The organism is Cypionkella sinensis (assembly GCF_042646385.1).
Classification (GTDB): Bacteria; Pseudomonadota; Alphaproteobacteria; order Rhodobacterales; family Rhodobacteraceae; genus Cypionkella; species Cypionkella sinensis.
In genome coordinates this window covers 238,126-251,780 of the sequence record NZ_JBHRTO010000001.1, presented here as the reverse complement: position 1 = coordinate 251,780, position 13,655 = coordinate 238,126, and the positions used below count along the sequence as shown (strand labels likewise).

11 protein-coding genes are annotated in these 13,655 nt (G+C 62.5%); 6 read left to right on the top strand and 5 right to left on the bottom strand.

Going from position 1 to position 13,655, the window contains the following annotated elements; translation table 11 throughout:
• Positions 1 to 204: 204 nt before the first annotated feature.
• Both ACFOGH_RS01250 and ACFOGH_RS01245 read left to right on the top strand, forming a co-directional pair.
• On the top strand, positions 205 to 636 hold the full coding sequence (locus ACFOGH_RS01250) for an Lrp/AsnC family transcriptional regulator (RefSeq protein ID WP_380071240.1): 432 nt from the start codon (positions 205 to 207) through the stop codon (positions 634 to 636).
• Positions 637 to 726: 90 nt separating this feature from the next.
• On the top strand, positions 727 to 1,488 hold the full coding sequence (locus ACFOGH_RS01245; protein ID WP_380071239.1) for a VOC family protein: 762 nt from the start codon (positions 727 to 729) through the stop codon (positions 1,486 to 1,488).
• A gap of 78 nt (positions 1,489 to 1,566) precedes the next feature.
• Here ACFOGH_RS01245 and ACFOGH_RS01240 read toward each other — a convergent pair whose 3' ends face one another.
• Entirely contained in the window at positions 1,567 to 2,187 is a 621-nt protein-coding gene (locus ACFOGH_RS01240) for a DUF3592 domain-containing protein (protein WP_380071238.1), read from the bottom strand.
• A gap of 62 nt (positions 2,188 to 2,249) precedes the next feature.
• Here ACFOGH_RS01240 and ACFOGH_RS01235 point away from each other — a divergent pair, with 62 nt between their 5' ends.
• The 3 genes from ACFOGH_RS01235 (at position 2,250) to ACFOGH_RS01225 (ending at position 7,035) form a co-directional block, all read left to right on the top strand.
• Positions 2,250 to 5,291 carry a valine--tRNA ligase gene (locus ACFOGH_RS01235; RefSeq protein WP_380071237.1) on the top strand — a complete coding sequence of 1,014 codons (3,042 nt, stop codon included), beginning with the start codon at positions 2,250 to 2,252 and terminating at the stop codon, positions 5,289 to 5,291.
• Between the two features lie 169 nt (positions 5,292 to 5,460).
• Entirely contained in the window at positions 5,461 to 5,790 is a 330-nt protein-coding gene (locus ACFOGH_RS01230; protein WP_380071236.1) for a DnaJ family domain-containing protein, read from the top strand.
• A 141-nt stretch (positions 5,791 to 5,931) separates the two neighbouring features.
• Positions 5,932 to 7,035: a pyridoxal phosphate-dependent aminotransferase gene (locus tag ACFOGH_RS01225; protein WP_380071235.1), complete on the top strand. Its 1,104-nt coding sequence runs from the start codon at positions 5,932 to 5,934 to the stop codon at positions 7,033 to 7,035.
• On the opposite strand, the gene ACFOGH_RS01220 is transcribed toward ACFOGH_RS01225, so the two are convergent.
• The 3 genes from ACFOGH_RS01220 to gatB all read right to left on the bottom strand — a co-directional run bounded on the left by ACFOGH_RS01220 (position 7,036) and on the right by gatB (position 9,833).
• Complete coding sequence (locus ACFOGH_RS01220) at positions 7,036 to 7,434, bottom strand: DUF4177 domain-containing protein (RefSeq protein WP_380071234.1); 399 nt, start codon at positions 7,432 to 7,434, stop codon at positions 7,036 to 7,038.
• 156 nt (positions 7,435 to 7,590) lie between these two features.
• Entirely contained in the window at positions 7,591 to 8,217 is a 627-nt protein-coding gene (locus ACFOGH_RS01215; protein ID WP_380071233.1) for a glutathione S-transferase family protein, read from the bottom strand.
• Positions 8,218 to 8,321: 104 nt separating this feature from the next.
• Positions 8,322 to 9,833, bottom strand: a complete 1,512-nt coding sequence (gatB, locus tag ACFOGH_RS01210) for an Asp-tRNA(Asn)/Glu-tRNA(Gln) amidotransferase subunit GatB (RefSeq protein ID WP_380071232.1) — start codon at positions 9,831 to 9,833, stop codon at positions 8,322 to 8,324.
• A 179-nt stretch (positions 9,834 to 10,012) separates the two neighbouring features.
• On the opposite strand from gatB, the gene ACFOGH_RS01205 reads away from it, so the two are divergent.
• The gene (locus tag ACFOGH_RS01205; protein ID WP_380071231.1) at positions 10,013 to 10,588 is read left to right on the top strand and encodes a transglycosylase SLT domain-containing protein; all 576 of its coding nucleotides are present in this window, start codon (positions 10,013 to 10,015) and stop codon (positions 10,586 to 10,588) included.
• Positions 10,589 to 10,946: 358 nt separating this feature from the next.
• Here ACFOGH_RS01205 and pepN read toward each other — a convergent pair whose 3' ends face one another.
• Entirely contained in the window at positions 10,947 to 13,508 is a 2,562-nt protein-coding gene (pepN, locus tag ACFOGH_RS01200) for an aminopeptidase N (RefSeq protein WP_380071230.1), read from the bottom strand.
• Positions 13,509 to 13,655: the final 147 nt, after the last annotated feature.

Here is a 13,655-nt window from a genome sequence, read left to right as displayed (position 1 = left end):
AACAAGATGCCAGTCCCCTTTCGATGCCTGCAAAGGGCAGCGATGGCTCAGAGGACCAGCACGGTTTTCCAACCAGGCCAGGTGCGTATGAGCCGCCCTTTTCCTGCAACGTAGGATGCCGCATATGGGGTACAACTTCACCGAACAAAACTATATAACTGCCGGATTTCTTCGTTATAATGACGAAAAAAGGATACAGATTGCATGGATGAACTCGATCGCAACATTCTGACGCTGCTGGGGGCGGATGCACGCATGTCGGTGGCCACTTTGGCACGTCGCCTGAAGGTGGCACGCTCCACCATTCAGGCCCGGCTGGAGCGGTTGGAAACCTCTGGCGTCATCGCGGGCTACACGCTGAAACTCGGCGAAGCCGCCCGCCAGGGACGCCTGCGCGCCTCGGTTCTGCTGACGATCGAGCCGCGCTCTCAGGCCGCCATCCTGACCCGCCTGAAAGGCATTTCCGAGGTCGAACGCGTCTTCACCACCTCGGGCCGCTTCGACCTTCTGCTGCAAATCGCCGCCAGTAACACGCAACTGCTGGATCAAGTGCTGGACCAGATCGGCGCGCTGACCGGGGTAAAGTCCTCGGAAAGCCTGATCCATCTCAGCACAAGGTTGGACAGGGCCGTCTGATCAGCCAAAGCCCGCCTGCTGGCAGGAATCATCTTGTCGTGGCAGCCTGTGCCGATTTACATTGATATCAAACAATCAATGGAGATCCCGATGTCCTTTCACGGCCTGCCCTGCTGGTATGAACTCGCCAGCCCTGATCTGGATAGCGTCAAAGGCTTTTACGCGGGCCTGCTGGGCTGGACATGGGCCGACAGCGGCATGCCGGGGATGACCTATCTGCTCGCCGCGCGCGATGGCGATATGGTGGCAGGGCTGTTTCCGCCAGACCCCGGTATGCCGGTGGCGTGGACCTGCTACACCGCCGTCGACGACGCCGACGCTACCGCGGCAAAGGCCAAAGACCTCGGCGCAACCATTGTCGTCCCACCCACCGACATTCCCGGAACCGGTCGGTTCTCGGTGCTGATTGATCCGCAAGGCGCGGTGTTTGGCATCCTGCAACCCGAACCGATGGAGGATGGCACAGCGGGCGGGGCGTTCAACCAGCAGAAACCCGGCCACGGCAACTGGCATGACCTTGCCACCCCCGACACCGCCGCAGCGCTGGCCTTCTATGGCGCGTTGTTCGGCTGGGCGCAAACCCGCGCGATGCCGATGGGGCCGGATATGGTGTACACCGTGATCAACCGCGATGGTCAGGACATCGGCGGCATTTTCACCGAAGCCTCAAAGGCCGGCCCGGCGAAATGGACGGTGTATTTCGGCACGCCTTCGGTAGAGGCCGCCATTGCCACCGTCAAAGCATCCGGCGGCAAAGTGCTGCACGACGCAGCCCCCGTCCCCGGCGGTGCCTTCATCACCCATTGCATCGACCCCAGCGGCGCAGAATTTGCCCTTGTCGGTCCAGCCTGAAATCAGGGGCGACCCGAAACCAAGAGCGGCCTCGGGGGGCATCGAGCCCCCCTCACCCGCGCTGCCGGGTCTGCGGCATCAGGGTCGCCGCATATAAACCCGGCGCAACCGCACCTTGGGCCGGGGCATCTGTGCGGTCGCTGCGGCTTGGGCGCGTTCGAGCAACCCACTGTAGGCCAGCCAGAAGCTGACCGCAGCACCCACCGCAAGGATCATGGCGATCGCCCCCGCGACAAACCCGCTGCCCGCGAATTCCTTGTCATAGACCTCAAATTGCAAGGGCTGCACCGGGTTCACCCGCAGCAGCACGGCATCCCCCACGTGATGCGCGACGGTATAATCCAGAAGAACCTGATGCGGCGTCACAAACTGCCGCCCATCCGGCATGGTATAGGCAAAAATCATGGTCTGATGTGCCAACACCAGCGGCCCATGCCCAACCGCGACGTCACGCAGACTGCGGGCCGCACCCCTGTCAGCCCTGATCGCCGTGATCCGCGCCTCGACCACCACGCCCTCCGCGTGCAGAGCCTGCTCATAAAGGAAAAACCAGCCCGAGACGCCAAACGCCACCAGCGCCGCCAACGCCAACGCCACCCCCTGCACGATCAGCCGCATCGGCATCCCCAAAGCCCACAGCACAGGCTTATCGCGGCTTATTGGCAAAACTTTGGCCAGCATTTCGCCGCGCTCTTGCATCTGACGCTTGGCCTCGCCCCCCCGATTGGATAGGACAGGCCAACGCTTTAAGGATGCCTGATATGCCGATGGAAAAGACCTTCTCCCCCGCCGAGGCCGAGGCCCGGATTTCCAAACTCTGGATCGACCGCAAAGTCGGCGCTGCGGGCGCGAATGCCAAACCGGCGGCCGAGGCGTTTTCGATCATGATCCCGCCGCCGAATGTCACGGGCTCTCTGCACATGGGACATGCCTTCAACAACACGCTGCAGGATATCCTGATCCGCTGGCACCGGATGCAGGGCCACGACACCCTGTGGCAAGTCGGCACCGACCACGCCGGCATCGCCACGCAAATGGTGACAGAACGCGACATGGCGCTGCATCAGGAACCCTCTCGCCGTGAGATGGGGCGCGAGAAATTCCTCTCCCGCGTCTGGCAGCAAAAGGTCAAATCGCGCGGCACCATCATCGGCCAACTCCAGCGCCTTGGCGCGTCCTGTGATTGGGACCGTGAGGCGTTTACCATGTCTGGCGCGCCGGGTGCCCCCGCAGGCGAGGACGGCAATTTCCACGACGCCGTGATCAAGGTTTTCGTGGATATGTATAACAAGGGCCTGATCTATCGCGGCAAACGCCTGGTCAACTGGGACCCCCATTTTGAAACTGCGATTTCCGATCTCGAGGTCGAGAATATCGAAGTCGCAGGCCATATGTGGCATTTCAAATATATTCTGGCTGACAAGCAAACCTATGAATATATTGAGAAAGACGAAGACGGCAACGTGACCCTGCGCGAGACGCGCAACTACATCTCCATCGCCACCACCCGGCCTGAAACCATGCTGGGCGATGGCGCTGTGGCCGTGCATCCGTCCGACGCGCGCTACCAGTCGATCATCGGCAAGATGGTGCATCTGCCTTTGTGCGACCGCCTGATCCCGATCATCGCCGATGAATACCCCGACCCCACTTTCGGCTCGGGCGCGGTGAAAATCACCGGAGCACATGATTTCAACGACTACCAGGTCGCCAAACGCAACAACCTGCCAATGTATCGCCTGATGGACACCCGCGCCCAGATGCGCGCCGACGGTGCCCCCTATGCCGACGCCGTCAAGCGCGCGCGCGAAATCGCCGCCGGTTCGCCCACCGACGAGAACGAAGTCGATGCCCTCAACCTCGTGCCCGAGAAATACCGCGGCATGGACCGTTTTGACGCCCGCAAAGCCGTGGTCGCCGACATCAACGCGCTTGGCCTTTGCGTCTCGACGCTCCACTCCGAAATCGACCCCGAAACCGGCAGCGAACACCTGACGCGAGAGCCGTTTGTCGAGGCGAAGAAGATCATGCAGCCCTTCGGCGACAGATCGAAGGTGGTGATCGAGCCGATGCTGACCGACCAATGGTTCGTCGATACCGCCAAAATCGTCGGCCCCGCGCTGGATGCCGTGCGTTCGGGCGCGACCAAGATCATCCCGGAGTCGGGCGAAAAGACCTATTTCCACTGGCTGGAGAATATCGAGCCCTGGTGCATCTCGCGCCAACTCTGGTGGGGCCATCAGATTCCGGTTTGGTATGGGCCGAGAAAAATTGGCGCAGGCGGCGTCGTTTCACTGGATCTTTCCGATCCCGTCGCCTTTTGCGCTCCCACGTTCAGGGAGGCCTCGTCACTAGCTCTCGCCTACTATCGGGGCGATAGCGGAAACGATGTCGACGCGCGGAACTTCGAGCAGTTTTATCAAGGCGACATTGAAGAAGTGTCGACTTACGACGAGGCAAAACAAAAGCTCGCGAATGAAACTTGCCCGCCGATGCTCTACCGCGACCCCGACGTGCTCGACACATGGTTCTCCTCCGGTCTCTGGCCGATCGGCACCCTCGGCTGGCCGGAGCAAACGCCTGAATTGCAAAAGTATTTCCCGACCTCGACCCTGATCACCGGGGCCGATATCATTTTCTTCTGGGTCGCCCGCATGATGATGATGCAACTGGCCGTGGTCGATGAAGTCCCGTTCAAAACCGTCTACCTGCACGGCCTTGTCCGCGACGCCAAGGGCAAGAAAATGTCGAAATCGCTCGGCAACGTCATCGACCCGCTGGAAATCATCGACGAATTCGGCGCCGACGCGCTGCGCTTCTCCAACGCCGCGATGGCGAGCCTTGGCGGCGTGCTGAAACTCGACACCGCCCGCATCGCAGGCTACCGCAACTTCGGCACCAAACTGTGGAACGCCTGCCGCTTCGCCGAAATGAACGGCGTTTGGGAAGGCCACGCCACCCAAACCACCCCGCTGAAAGCAACCGCCACCGCGAACCGTTGGATCATCGGCGAAACCGCCCGCGCGCTGTCGGAAGTCAACGCCGCCCTGAAAGACTATCGCTTCGACAACGCTGCCGACGCGCTTTACAAATTCGTCTGGGGCAAGGTCTGCGACTGGTATGTCGAATTCGCCAAACCTTTGTTCGATGGCCCCGACGCCCCCGAAACCCGTGCCGTGATGGCTTGGGTGCTCGACCAGTCGATGATCCTGCTGCACCCGATGATGCCCTTCATCACCGAAGACCTCTGGGGCACCACCGGAACCCGCGCAAAATTGCTGGTCCACACCAATTGGCCGACCTATGGCAGCGATCTGATCAACGCGGAAGCCGCCTCCGAGATGACCTTCGTCACCACCTTGATCGAAGAAATCCGCTCCGCCCGCGCGCAAGTCCACGTCCCCGTCGGCCTGAAATGCGATCTGGTGGCGACCGAGCTTTCCCCCGCCGCCCGCACCGCTTGGGGCAACAACGAGGCGCTGATCAAACGCATGGCCCGCATTGATGGCTTCAGCGAAGGTGCGGCCCCCAAAGGCTCGATCATCGTCGCAGTCGAAGGTGCCTCTTTCGCCATCCCGCTGGCAGGCCTGATCGACATCGCCGAGGAAAAAGCCCGCCTGACCAAGACCATGGACAAGCTGGCCAAAGAAATCGGTGGTCTGAAAGGCCGCCTCAACAACCCCAATTTCGCGGCCTCGGCCCCGGAAGACGTGGTGATGGAAGCGCGCAGCAATCTGGAAGCCCGCGAGGATGAAGCCGCCAAACTGCAAGCCGCGCTGAAACGGCTGGCTGAACTCGGCTAAGGCAGCACCGGGCCGATCTGTCGGATGCCTCCGGCGGGAGTATTTTCACCAAGATGAAGCCGCTTCATCTTGGCTCAAATACTCTCGGGGGAGCCCGGAACGGGCGGGGGGCAGACAGCCCCCTTCCCTCAGCCGCCGCAAGCGCCTAGATTTGCCGCAGGAGGCCGCTATGTCATGGCTGAACAAACTCGCTGAACGTCAGATCGCCCGCGCCCGCGCCAAGGGTGAGCTGCAGGGCCTTGCGGGCGAAGGCAAACCCTTGCCCGATCGCCCCGGTGATGCTTTCGTCTCGGCAGGTGATGCCGTGGGCTTTCGCATCATGGCCGAGGCAGGCGTGCTGCCCGAGGAAATCACCCTGAAAAAGCAGGCCGCCGCGCAGCGTGCGCATCTCGCCACCCTGACGGATGAGCCCGCGCGCAAAGAGGCCATGGCGAAACTCGCGCAGCTTGAGATGCGCCAGGCCATCGCCGAAGAAGCCCGCCGCAAGTTTCTGCGCTAGGGGCCTGCGCAGCAAAGTGTTAAAAATCCCTTAAACCAGCCATGCCATCCCATTGATAACGCATCACCTTTTTTGGTCCCGCGTTGGGACCATGCCAAATCCCCCTTGCCAGCCCACCAAAAATCCGCCCAAATCGCGGCCATGAAAGCCCCCATCCTCACCCCGCTTGCCACCGCGCTGCCCGCCACCGTCCCTTTCACCGGGCCCGAGACGCAAGAGCGCCGGCAAGGCCAGCCATTCATCGCCCGCCTCGGTGCCAATGAATCGATCTTCGGCCCCTCTCCCGCCGCGATCCGGGCCATGCAAGCCGCCGCGTCCGAGGCCTGGATGTATGGTGACCCCGAGGTTTTCGCCTTGAAAGCCGCCCTCGCCGCCCATCACCACTGCGCCCCCGAGAACATCGTGGTCGGCGAGGGTATTGACGGGCTTCTGGGCTACCTCGCCCGCCTGATCGTCGAACCCGGCACCCCGGTTGTGACCAGCCTTGGCGCCTACCCGACCTTCAACTTCCATGTCGCAGGCTACGGCGGCACCCTGCACCGCGCGCCCTACAAGGGCGATCATGAAGACCCCGCCGCCCTGCTGGCCCTCGCCCAGCAGACCCAAGCCCGGATGCTGTACCTCGCCAACCCCGACAATCCGATGGGCAGCCACCATGCGGGGGCTGCGATCCAAGACCTTCTGGCCAACCTGCCCGAACAAACTCTGCTGGTGCTGGACGAAGCCTATATCGACCTTGCCCCCGCAGGCACAGCGCCGGAAATCGACCCCGACACCCCGAACCTGATCCGCTTCCGCACATTCTCCAAAGCCCACGGCCTTGCTGGCCTGCGGGTCGGCTACGCGATCACCTCCGCGCCCTTGGCGCAGGCCTTCGACAAGGTGCGCAACCATTTCGGGTTGGGTCGCATCGCGCAAGCAGGGGCTTTGGCGGCGTTGCAGGATCAGGCTTACCTGAGCGAAATCCGCGCCAAAACCACCACTGCCCGCACACGCCTGTCCGGCATCGCCCGCGCCAACGGCCTGATCCCGCTGGCCTCGGCGACCAATTTCATCACGATGGATTGCTCCCGCGACGGCGACTATGCCCGCCGCGTCCTTGCCGAGTTGCTCGCGCGCGGCATTTTCGTGCGGATGCCGGGGGTTGCGCCCTTAGACCGCTGCATTCGCGTCAGTCTGGGCGACGAGACTGCGCTGGCGGCATTTGAGGCCGCCCTGCCCGAGGCGCTGAAGGCCGCAGGCTAGTTATTCTGCCGCCACACTCGGGTTGCTGACCGCCGGGGCCACCGCATTGGCAGGCCCCAAGGCCGGTGCCACCCCCGCCACGGGCGCTTCGGCAGGCCCCAGACGCGGCAGCGCCGGCGCTTCCTCGACCGCCAGCAGTTTTGGTGGCGCACCCGCCTCAGCCTCGATCACCCGGCGAAACACCAGCATGTTCTGAAAGCTGGTTTTGACCCCACCGGTAAAGCCCGCGCGTTCGTCCACCGGCAGCGTATCGGCGCGGATATATTCCCAACCATCGCGGCCCAGATCATTCATCACCATGGTCAAAGCCAGCGCAAAGCGGTCTTCGGTGGTTTTGACCCCGCGCGATTTCTCGCCCCTGCGCGGGGCCGGAATCACCTTGTATTCGTAACGCTGCATCGGGTCGCTCCTGAAACTTTGGCGCATAATACGAAGAACGCCCGATAAGGCCAATCACAGAAAGGATTTTCGGCCAATGCCGCGCGGATTTCGCCACAGCGCAAGATCATGTAGCGCTGTGCCGCATCACCGCTAAACCTTGCCCGGCAGAGGCGGCTATTCCGGGGTATTCAGCCCCGCGAACGGATCAGACCAGGCCGGGCGGGCGGCAATCCGCCCATACCAGGCCGCGATCTGCGGATAATCCTCAATCGGCAGACAGGCCGCATCATTGAAGGCCAGATAACTTGCCATGCGGAAATCGGCATAGCTGAGGCCACTGTCCAACAAGTAATCCCGCCCCGTCAGATGCGCATCCAACTGCGCGGCGTTTTCGCGAAAATCCGCCAACCCCTGCGCCACCGCGCCCTCATCAATCGGGCCAAAGCCATAGCGCTGTTTGGTGCCACGCTCAAAATGCACTGCATCACAGGCACGCACGAAATGGGCATTGCCCCAGGATATCCAGCGGATCATCTCGGGCATCTCGGCCCCCATCCGCCAGAAATCCGACCCGGCGTCCATCGACAAGCGGCAGGCAATCGCATCGGCCTCCCACAAGGAACGACCATCCTGAACCAGGATTGGAATCCGCCCCGAGGGGTTCAGCGCGCGGAATTTCTCGCGGTATTGCGGGTGAAACGGCATGGCGAATTCAAACGTCACATCCGATCCCAGATGCCGCGCCACAGCCACCGCCAGCCGCGGATTGGGATTGCGCGAGTAATACAGCGTCGCTGTCATGGCAGCCTCCAAATTACATTGATATCAATTTAACTCGGAGCCGAACAATGTCGATGAAAAAAGCCCCCTTGGCGACCAAGGGGGCGATTCTTTGCGAAACCGGCTTACAAGCCCAGCTTTTGCGCCACCATCGCGCCGACAACCGCCGGATTGGCCTTGCCGCCGGTGGATTTCAGCACCTGTCCGGTGAACCAGCCCGCCAGTTTGGCATTGACCTTGGCCTTTTCCACCTGATCCGGGTTGGCCGCGATCAGAGCATCCAAAGCCGCCTCGATCGCGGCGGTATCCGTCACCTGCTGCATCCCGCGCGCGGCGGCCACTTCCGCCGGATCGCCGCCTTCGGTCCAGATGATCTCGAACAGGTCCTTGGCCATCTTGCCGGTGATCGTGCCCTTGGCGATCAGATCCAGCACGCCGCCCAACTGGCCCGCCGACACCGGGCTGTCGGCAATCGACTTGCCCTCTTTGTTCAGCCGCCCGAACAATTCGTTGATCACCCAGTTCGCCGCCTGCTTGCCATCACGGCCCTGCGCCACGGCCTCGAAGAACGCGGCACTTTCCAGATCGGCGGTCAGCACATTGGCGTCGTAATCGGTCAGGCCGAAATCGCCCATGAAACGGGCTTTCTTGGCATCGGGCAATTCCGGCATCGAAGCCGCAATCTCATCGACCCAAGCCTGCTCGATCTCCAACGGCAACAGATCAGGGCACGGGAAATAGCGGTAGTCATGCGCTTCTTCCTTGCTGCGCATCGAACGGGTCTCGTTCTTGTCCGGGTCATACAACCGGGTTTCCTGTGTGACCGATCCGCCATCTTCCAAAATGGCGATCTGACGGCGCGCCTCATAGTCAATCGCCATCTGAATGAACTTCATCGAGTTCATGTTCTTGATCTCACAGCGCGTGCCAAGATGGCTAAAGTCTTGCGTGGCTTGATATTTCTCATACTGCCCCACCCGGCAGACCGAGACGTTCACATCCGCGCGCAAGTTGCCGTTCTGCATGTTGCCATCGCAGGTGCCGAGGTAGCGCAGGATCTGGCGCAGCTTGACGACATAGGCCGCAGCCTCCTCTGGCCCGCGAATATCGGGGCGGCTGACGATCTCCATCAGCGCCACACCCGTGCGGTTGAAATCGACGAAAGACATCGTCGGGTCCATGTCATGGATCGACTTGCCCGCGTCCTGCTCCAGATGGATACGCTCGACCCGCACCCGCCGCGCCACGCCCGGCGACAGTTCCACCAGCACCTCGCCCTCACCCACGATGGGGTGATAAAGCTGGCTGATCTGATAGCCCTGCGGCAGATCGGGGTAGAAATAGTTCTTGCGGTCAAAGGCCGAGCGCAGATTGATCTGCGCCTTCAGCCCCAACCCCGAGCGCACGGCCTGTGCCACGCAATACTCGTTGATCACCGGCAACATCCCCGGCATCGCCGCATCCACAAAGGCCACATTGGCATTCGGCTCGGCACCCACCTGCGTCGATGCCCCCGAGAACAGCTTGGAATTCGATGAGACCTGCGCATGAATCTCCATGCCGATCACCAGTTCCCAATCGTGCTTGACCCCAGCAATTACCTTGGGTTTGGGCGCTTCATAGGTCAGATCAAGCATGGCGGCACTCCGTGATTTTCGCCCCCTGTTTAGGCAGGCGGCGCGATTGCTGCAAGGGTGACGCGGGCGGAAAGCTGCCGATATTGGCGCAAGCTGGCCCGCCAAACTTGTTCAACAGCGTTTTTGCCCCGATACGCGTCAGGTCGCCATGCAGGTGCGGCGCTACTTGTGACGGATCAATGCGGGTTACTTTCCTCTTCGGCGCGGCCTTCTCGGTGTTCTTTCTCGGTCTGGTCCCGGCTGCTATGGCCGAAGTCTTGCCCAAGATGCGCTGGGATCATGTGCCAGAGGCGGCAAACTGGACCAACGCAGCCCTGGTTTCGGTCGAGAAATACGACAGCAAGCTGGCAGCCCAAGTGCCGCGTGACATTGAAACCTGGTGTCCCGGCTACGAGACAGCCTCGATGGATGATCGCCGCGCCTTCTGGGTGGGGGTGATGTCGGCAGTGGCCAAGTATGAAAGCGGCTACAACGCCCGCGCTGCAGGGGCTGGCCGCTACTATGGCTTGATGCAGATTTCCACCCAGACCGCCAACGCCTATCGCTGCGAGGCCAACACCGGCTCGGAACTCAAAAGCGGTGCAGCCAATCTGGAATGCGCCGTGAAGATCATCGCACGGCAAGTCGGCCGCGACGGCATGGTGTCCGGCAAAGGCAACCGCGGCGTTGCGCGCGATTGGGGCCCGATGAGCAAATCCCGCGTCCGCGCCGACATCGCAGCATGGACCGCCAAGCAGGCCTATTGCGCGGGTTGACAGCAGCCCAAACGGCACCACACCACAACATCTTGTGAAAAAAGTTACCAAAACCGACGGTTTCCACAAGTCATTCCCAGCAGGGAAGGATGTTTGCGGCTCCAGCGATAGTCTGGCGAAGGCCCCCGCCTTCGCCACGCGGTGCAGGGGTCGCTGAAACCGCCGGGCCTCAAAGGCCCGGCCAGCGCCCGACCCGCCGATGGCGGGCGCTTCTCGCCCGCCGGGTCGGGCACTGGCCTTTGGCGTTTCTTGCCGCACCGACTACAGGCTGCAACCGCCCACGCGGGCGGGGAAACGCAATGCGTTTCCAGCTCCCGCCCGGATTTGGCCGCGCGAAGCGCCTCAATGTCGCTCCACCCTACCCCAGCATCCGCCCCGCCATCTCGGACAGATCGCGGCTCAGCCCCGGTGCCGCCATGATCCGCTGCAACGCGCCCCGCATCATCGCTTGACGGTCGGCATCATAGCGCGGCCAGGATTCAAACGCGGTCGACATCCGCGCCGCCGTCTGCGGGTTTTTCGGGTCGAGCGTGATCAGCCAATCGGCCAGCAGCGCATAGCCCTCGCCCGAGGCATGGTGAAAGCCCGCGTGATTGCCGGAAAGCGCCCCGATCACCGCACGGAATCGGTTGGGGTTCTTCCAATCAAAATCCGCCCGCTGCGTCAGCTTGCGCACCACATCCGCCACCTTGTCGGGGGCCGCCGCGCTGACCTGCACCGCGAACCATTTCTCCAGCACCAGCCGGTCCTGCTGCCACTTCGCGGCAAAATCGGCCAGTTCCGACTCCCCTGCACCAATATCCAGCAGAATCGCCAGACTGCCAAAACTCTCGGTCATATTATCAGCCGCCCGATAGGCCGCCCGCGCCGCCGCCCCGCCGTCCAGCCGCGCCAGCAGCGACAGGCTCGCCAACCGCAGCGCCCGCTTGCCCGCAGCAGCGGCATCCGGCGAAAACGCCCCCGGCACCCGGCAGGCTTCCTCCAACGCGGGCAAACGCGGGCCAAGATGCTCGGCCAACGCCAGATGCAACGCGCGACGCGCCGCGTAAATCCGCGCCGGATCGGGCACATGCCCCGCCGCGTGCAAAGTCGCCGCCATGTCATCCTCGCCCGGCAAGCGCAAAGCCAGCGCGCGGAAGGCCGGATCAAGCCCCTCGTCAAAGGCAATCCGGCGCAAGCCATCCAGCAAATCCGCACTGGGTGCTGCCCCATCAAGGATCATCCGCGCCAGCACTTCCTTGGCCAGACTGCGCCCCGCCTCCCAACGGTTGAACGGATCGGTGTCATGTGCCAGCAAAAATGCCCGCTCCGCCGCAGGCACCACCCGCTCCAGCAAAACCGGAGCCGAGAACCCGCGCAGGATCGAGGCCACAGGCCGCGTCGCCAGCCCCTTGAAGGCAAAGCTTTGGCGCTCCTCCGTCACCTCCAGCACCATCGTCGGCACCACCTCATCGCCATTCGGGTTCAGCAAGCCCACCGCCACCGGAATGACCTTCGCCGCCTTCTGCGGCTGCCCCGGCGTCGGCGGGTTCACCTGGCCGAAGGTCAGCGTGAACACCCCATCCGCCCAATCCTCGGTCACGCTCAGCCGCGGCGTGCCAGCCTCGGTATACCAGCGCTTGAACTGCGAAAGCTCGCGGCCCGTGGTATCCTCGAACACCTTCAGCCAATCCTCGATCGTCGCCGCCTGCCCGTCGTGGCGGTCAAAATACAAATCCAGCGCGCGGGCGTAATCGGCATCCCCCACCAGCCGCTTCAGCATCCCGATCACTTCCGCGCCCTTTTCATAGACCGTGGCGGTGTAGAAATTGTTGATCTCGACAAAGCTGTCAGGCCGCACCGGATGCGCCAGCGGCCCGCCATCCTCGCGGAACTGCCGCGCGCGCAGCATCAGCACATCCTCGATCCGCTTCACCGCATGGCTGCGCAAATCGCCCGAGAATTGCTGATCGCGAAACACCGTCAACCCTTCCTTCAGGCAAAGCTGAAACCAGTCGCGGCAGGTGATGCGATTGCCAGTCCAGTTGTGGAAATACTCATGCGCGATGATCGCCTCGACCCGTGCAAAATCGTCATCCGTCGCAGTCTCGGGCGAGGCCAGAACGGCCTTGGAGTTGAAGATATTCAACCCCTTGTTCTCCATCGCGCCCATGTTGAAGTCATCAACGGCGACGATATTGAACACATCAAGGTCATAAGCCCGCCCATAGACCCGCTCATCCCACGCCATCGAGGCTTTCAGCGCCTCCATCCCCCAGGCACAGCGCCCCTCATCCCCAGGCCGCACCCAGATGTTCAGGCTGACCGCCCGCCCCTCCATCGTGGTAAAATCCCCCGGATGCGCGCGCAAATCCCCCGCCACCAGCGCAAAAAGATAGCTGGGCTTCGGCCAAGGATCATCCCATTCGGCCCATCCCGCCCCCTGCCCGACCGGATTGCCGTTCGACAAAAGCACCGGCAGATCGCTTTCAATCCGCACATGAAACCGCGCCATCACATCGGGGCGGTCGGGGTAATAGGTGATCTTGCGAAAGCCCTCCGCCTCGCATTGCGTGCAATACATGCCCTTCGACATATAAAGCCCCTCCAGCGCAGTATTCCCCTCGGGCGCGATCTCGACCTCGGTTTCCAGCACGAACGGCTGCGCAGGCAACACCCCCACCGCCAGCGTCAAGCCGGTGGCATCAAGGATGGGCTGCACCGCCCGCCCATCAATCGCACAAGAGATCAGCCGCAGCCCTTCGCCATCCAGCCGCAAATCCTGACCTGCCCGCGCCGCCGGATTGGCAGCCATATGCAGCGCGGCCCGCACCCGCGTCGCGGTGGGATGCAGCCGGAACGTCAACTCCACCCGCTCGACCAGATGGCTATAGGGCTGGTAATCGGCCAAACGAATGGTGCGCGGATCATCAAGGCTCATGGCAGTCTCCTTTTGCGACCCAAGCTTTCGCAATCATCCGCGCTTCGCAAGCCCCAAGCGCCACGCCCAGCGCTTCATCTTGGCCCAAATACTCCCGCCGGAGGCTCCAGCCATGGCCGCGATTCGCACAAGCCCGCCATTCGGGCC

What these genes read in the sequence shown, in the direction of transcription:
- ACFOGH_RS01250 (WP_380071240.1), top strand. Translation starts at nt 205, where the DNA reads ATGGATGAACTCGATCGCAACATTCTGACGCTGCTGGGGGCGGATGCA.
- ACFOGH_RS01245 (WP_380071239.1), top strand. Translation starts at nt 727, where the DNA reads ATGTCCTTTCACGGCCTGCCCTGCTGGTATGAACTCGCCAGCCCTGAT.
- ACFOGH_RS01240 (WP_380071238.1), bottom strand. Translation starts at nt 2,187, where the DNA reads ATGCAAGAGCGCGGCGAAATGCTGGCCAAAGTTTTGCCAATAAGCCGC.
- ACFOGH_RS01235 (WP_380071237.1), top strand. Translation starts at nt 2,250, where the DNA reads ATGCCGATGGAAAAGACCTTCTCCCCCGCCGAGGCCGAGGCCCGGATT.
- ACFOGH_RS01230 (WP_380071236.1), top strand. Translation starts at nt 5,461, where the DNA reads ATGTCATGGCTGAACAAACTCGCTGAACGTCAGATCGCCCGCGCCCGC.
- ACFOGH_RS01225 (WP_380071235.1), top strand. Translation starts at nt 5,932, where the DNA reads ATGAAAGCCCCCATCCTCACCCCGCTTGCCACCGCGCTGCCCGCCACC.
- ACFOGH_RS01220 (WP_380071234.1), bottom strand. Translation starts at nt 7,434, where the DNA reads ATGCAGCGTTACGAATACAAGGTGATTCCGGCCCCGCGCAGGGGCGAG.
- ACFOGH_RS01215 (WP_380071233.1), bottom strand. Translation starts at nt 8,217, where the DNA reads ATGACAGCGACGCTGTATTACTCGCGCAATCCCAATCCGCGGCTGGCG.
- gatB (WP_380071232.1), bottom strand. Translation starts at nt 9,833, where the DNA reads ATGCTTGATCTGACCTATGAAGCGCCCAAACCCAAGGTAATTGCTGGG.
- ACFOGH_RS01205 (WP_380071231.1), top strand. Translation starts at nt 10,013, where the DNA reads ATGCGGGTTACTTTCCTCTTCGGCGCGGCCTTCTCGGTGTTCTTTCTC.
- pepN (WP_380071230.1), bottom strand. Translation starts at nt 13,508, where the DNA reads ATGAGCCTTGATGATCCGCGCACCATTCGTTTGGCCGATTACCAGCCC.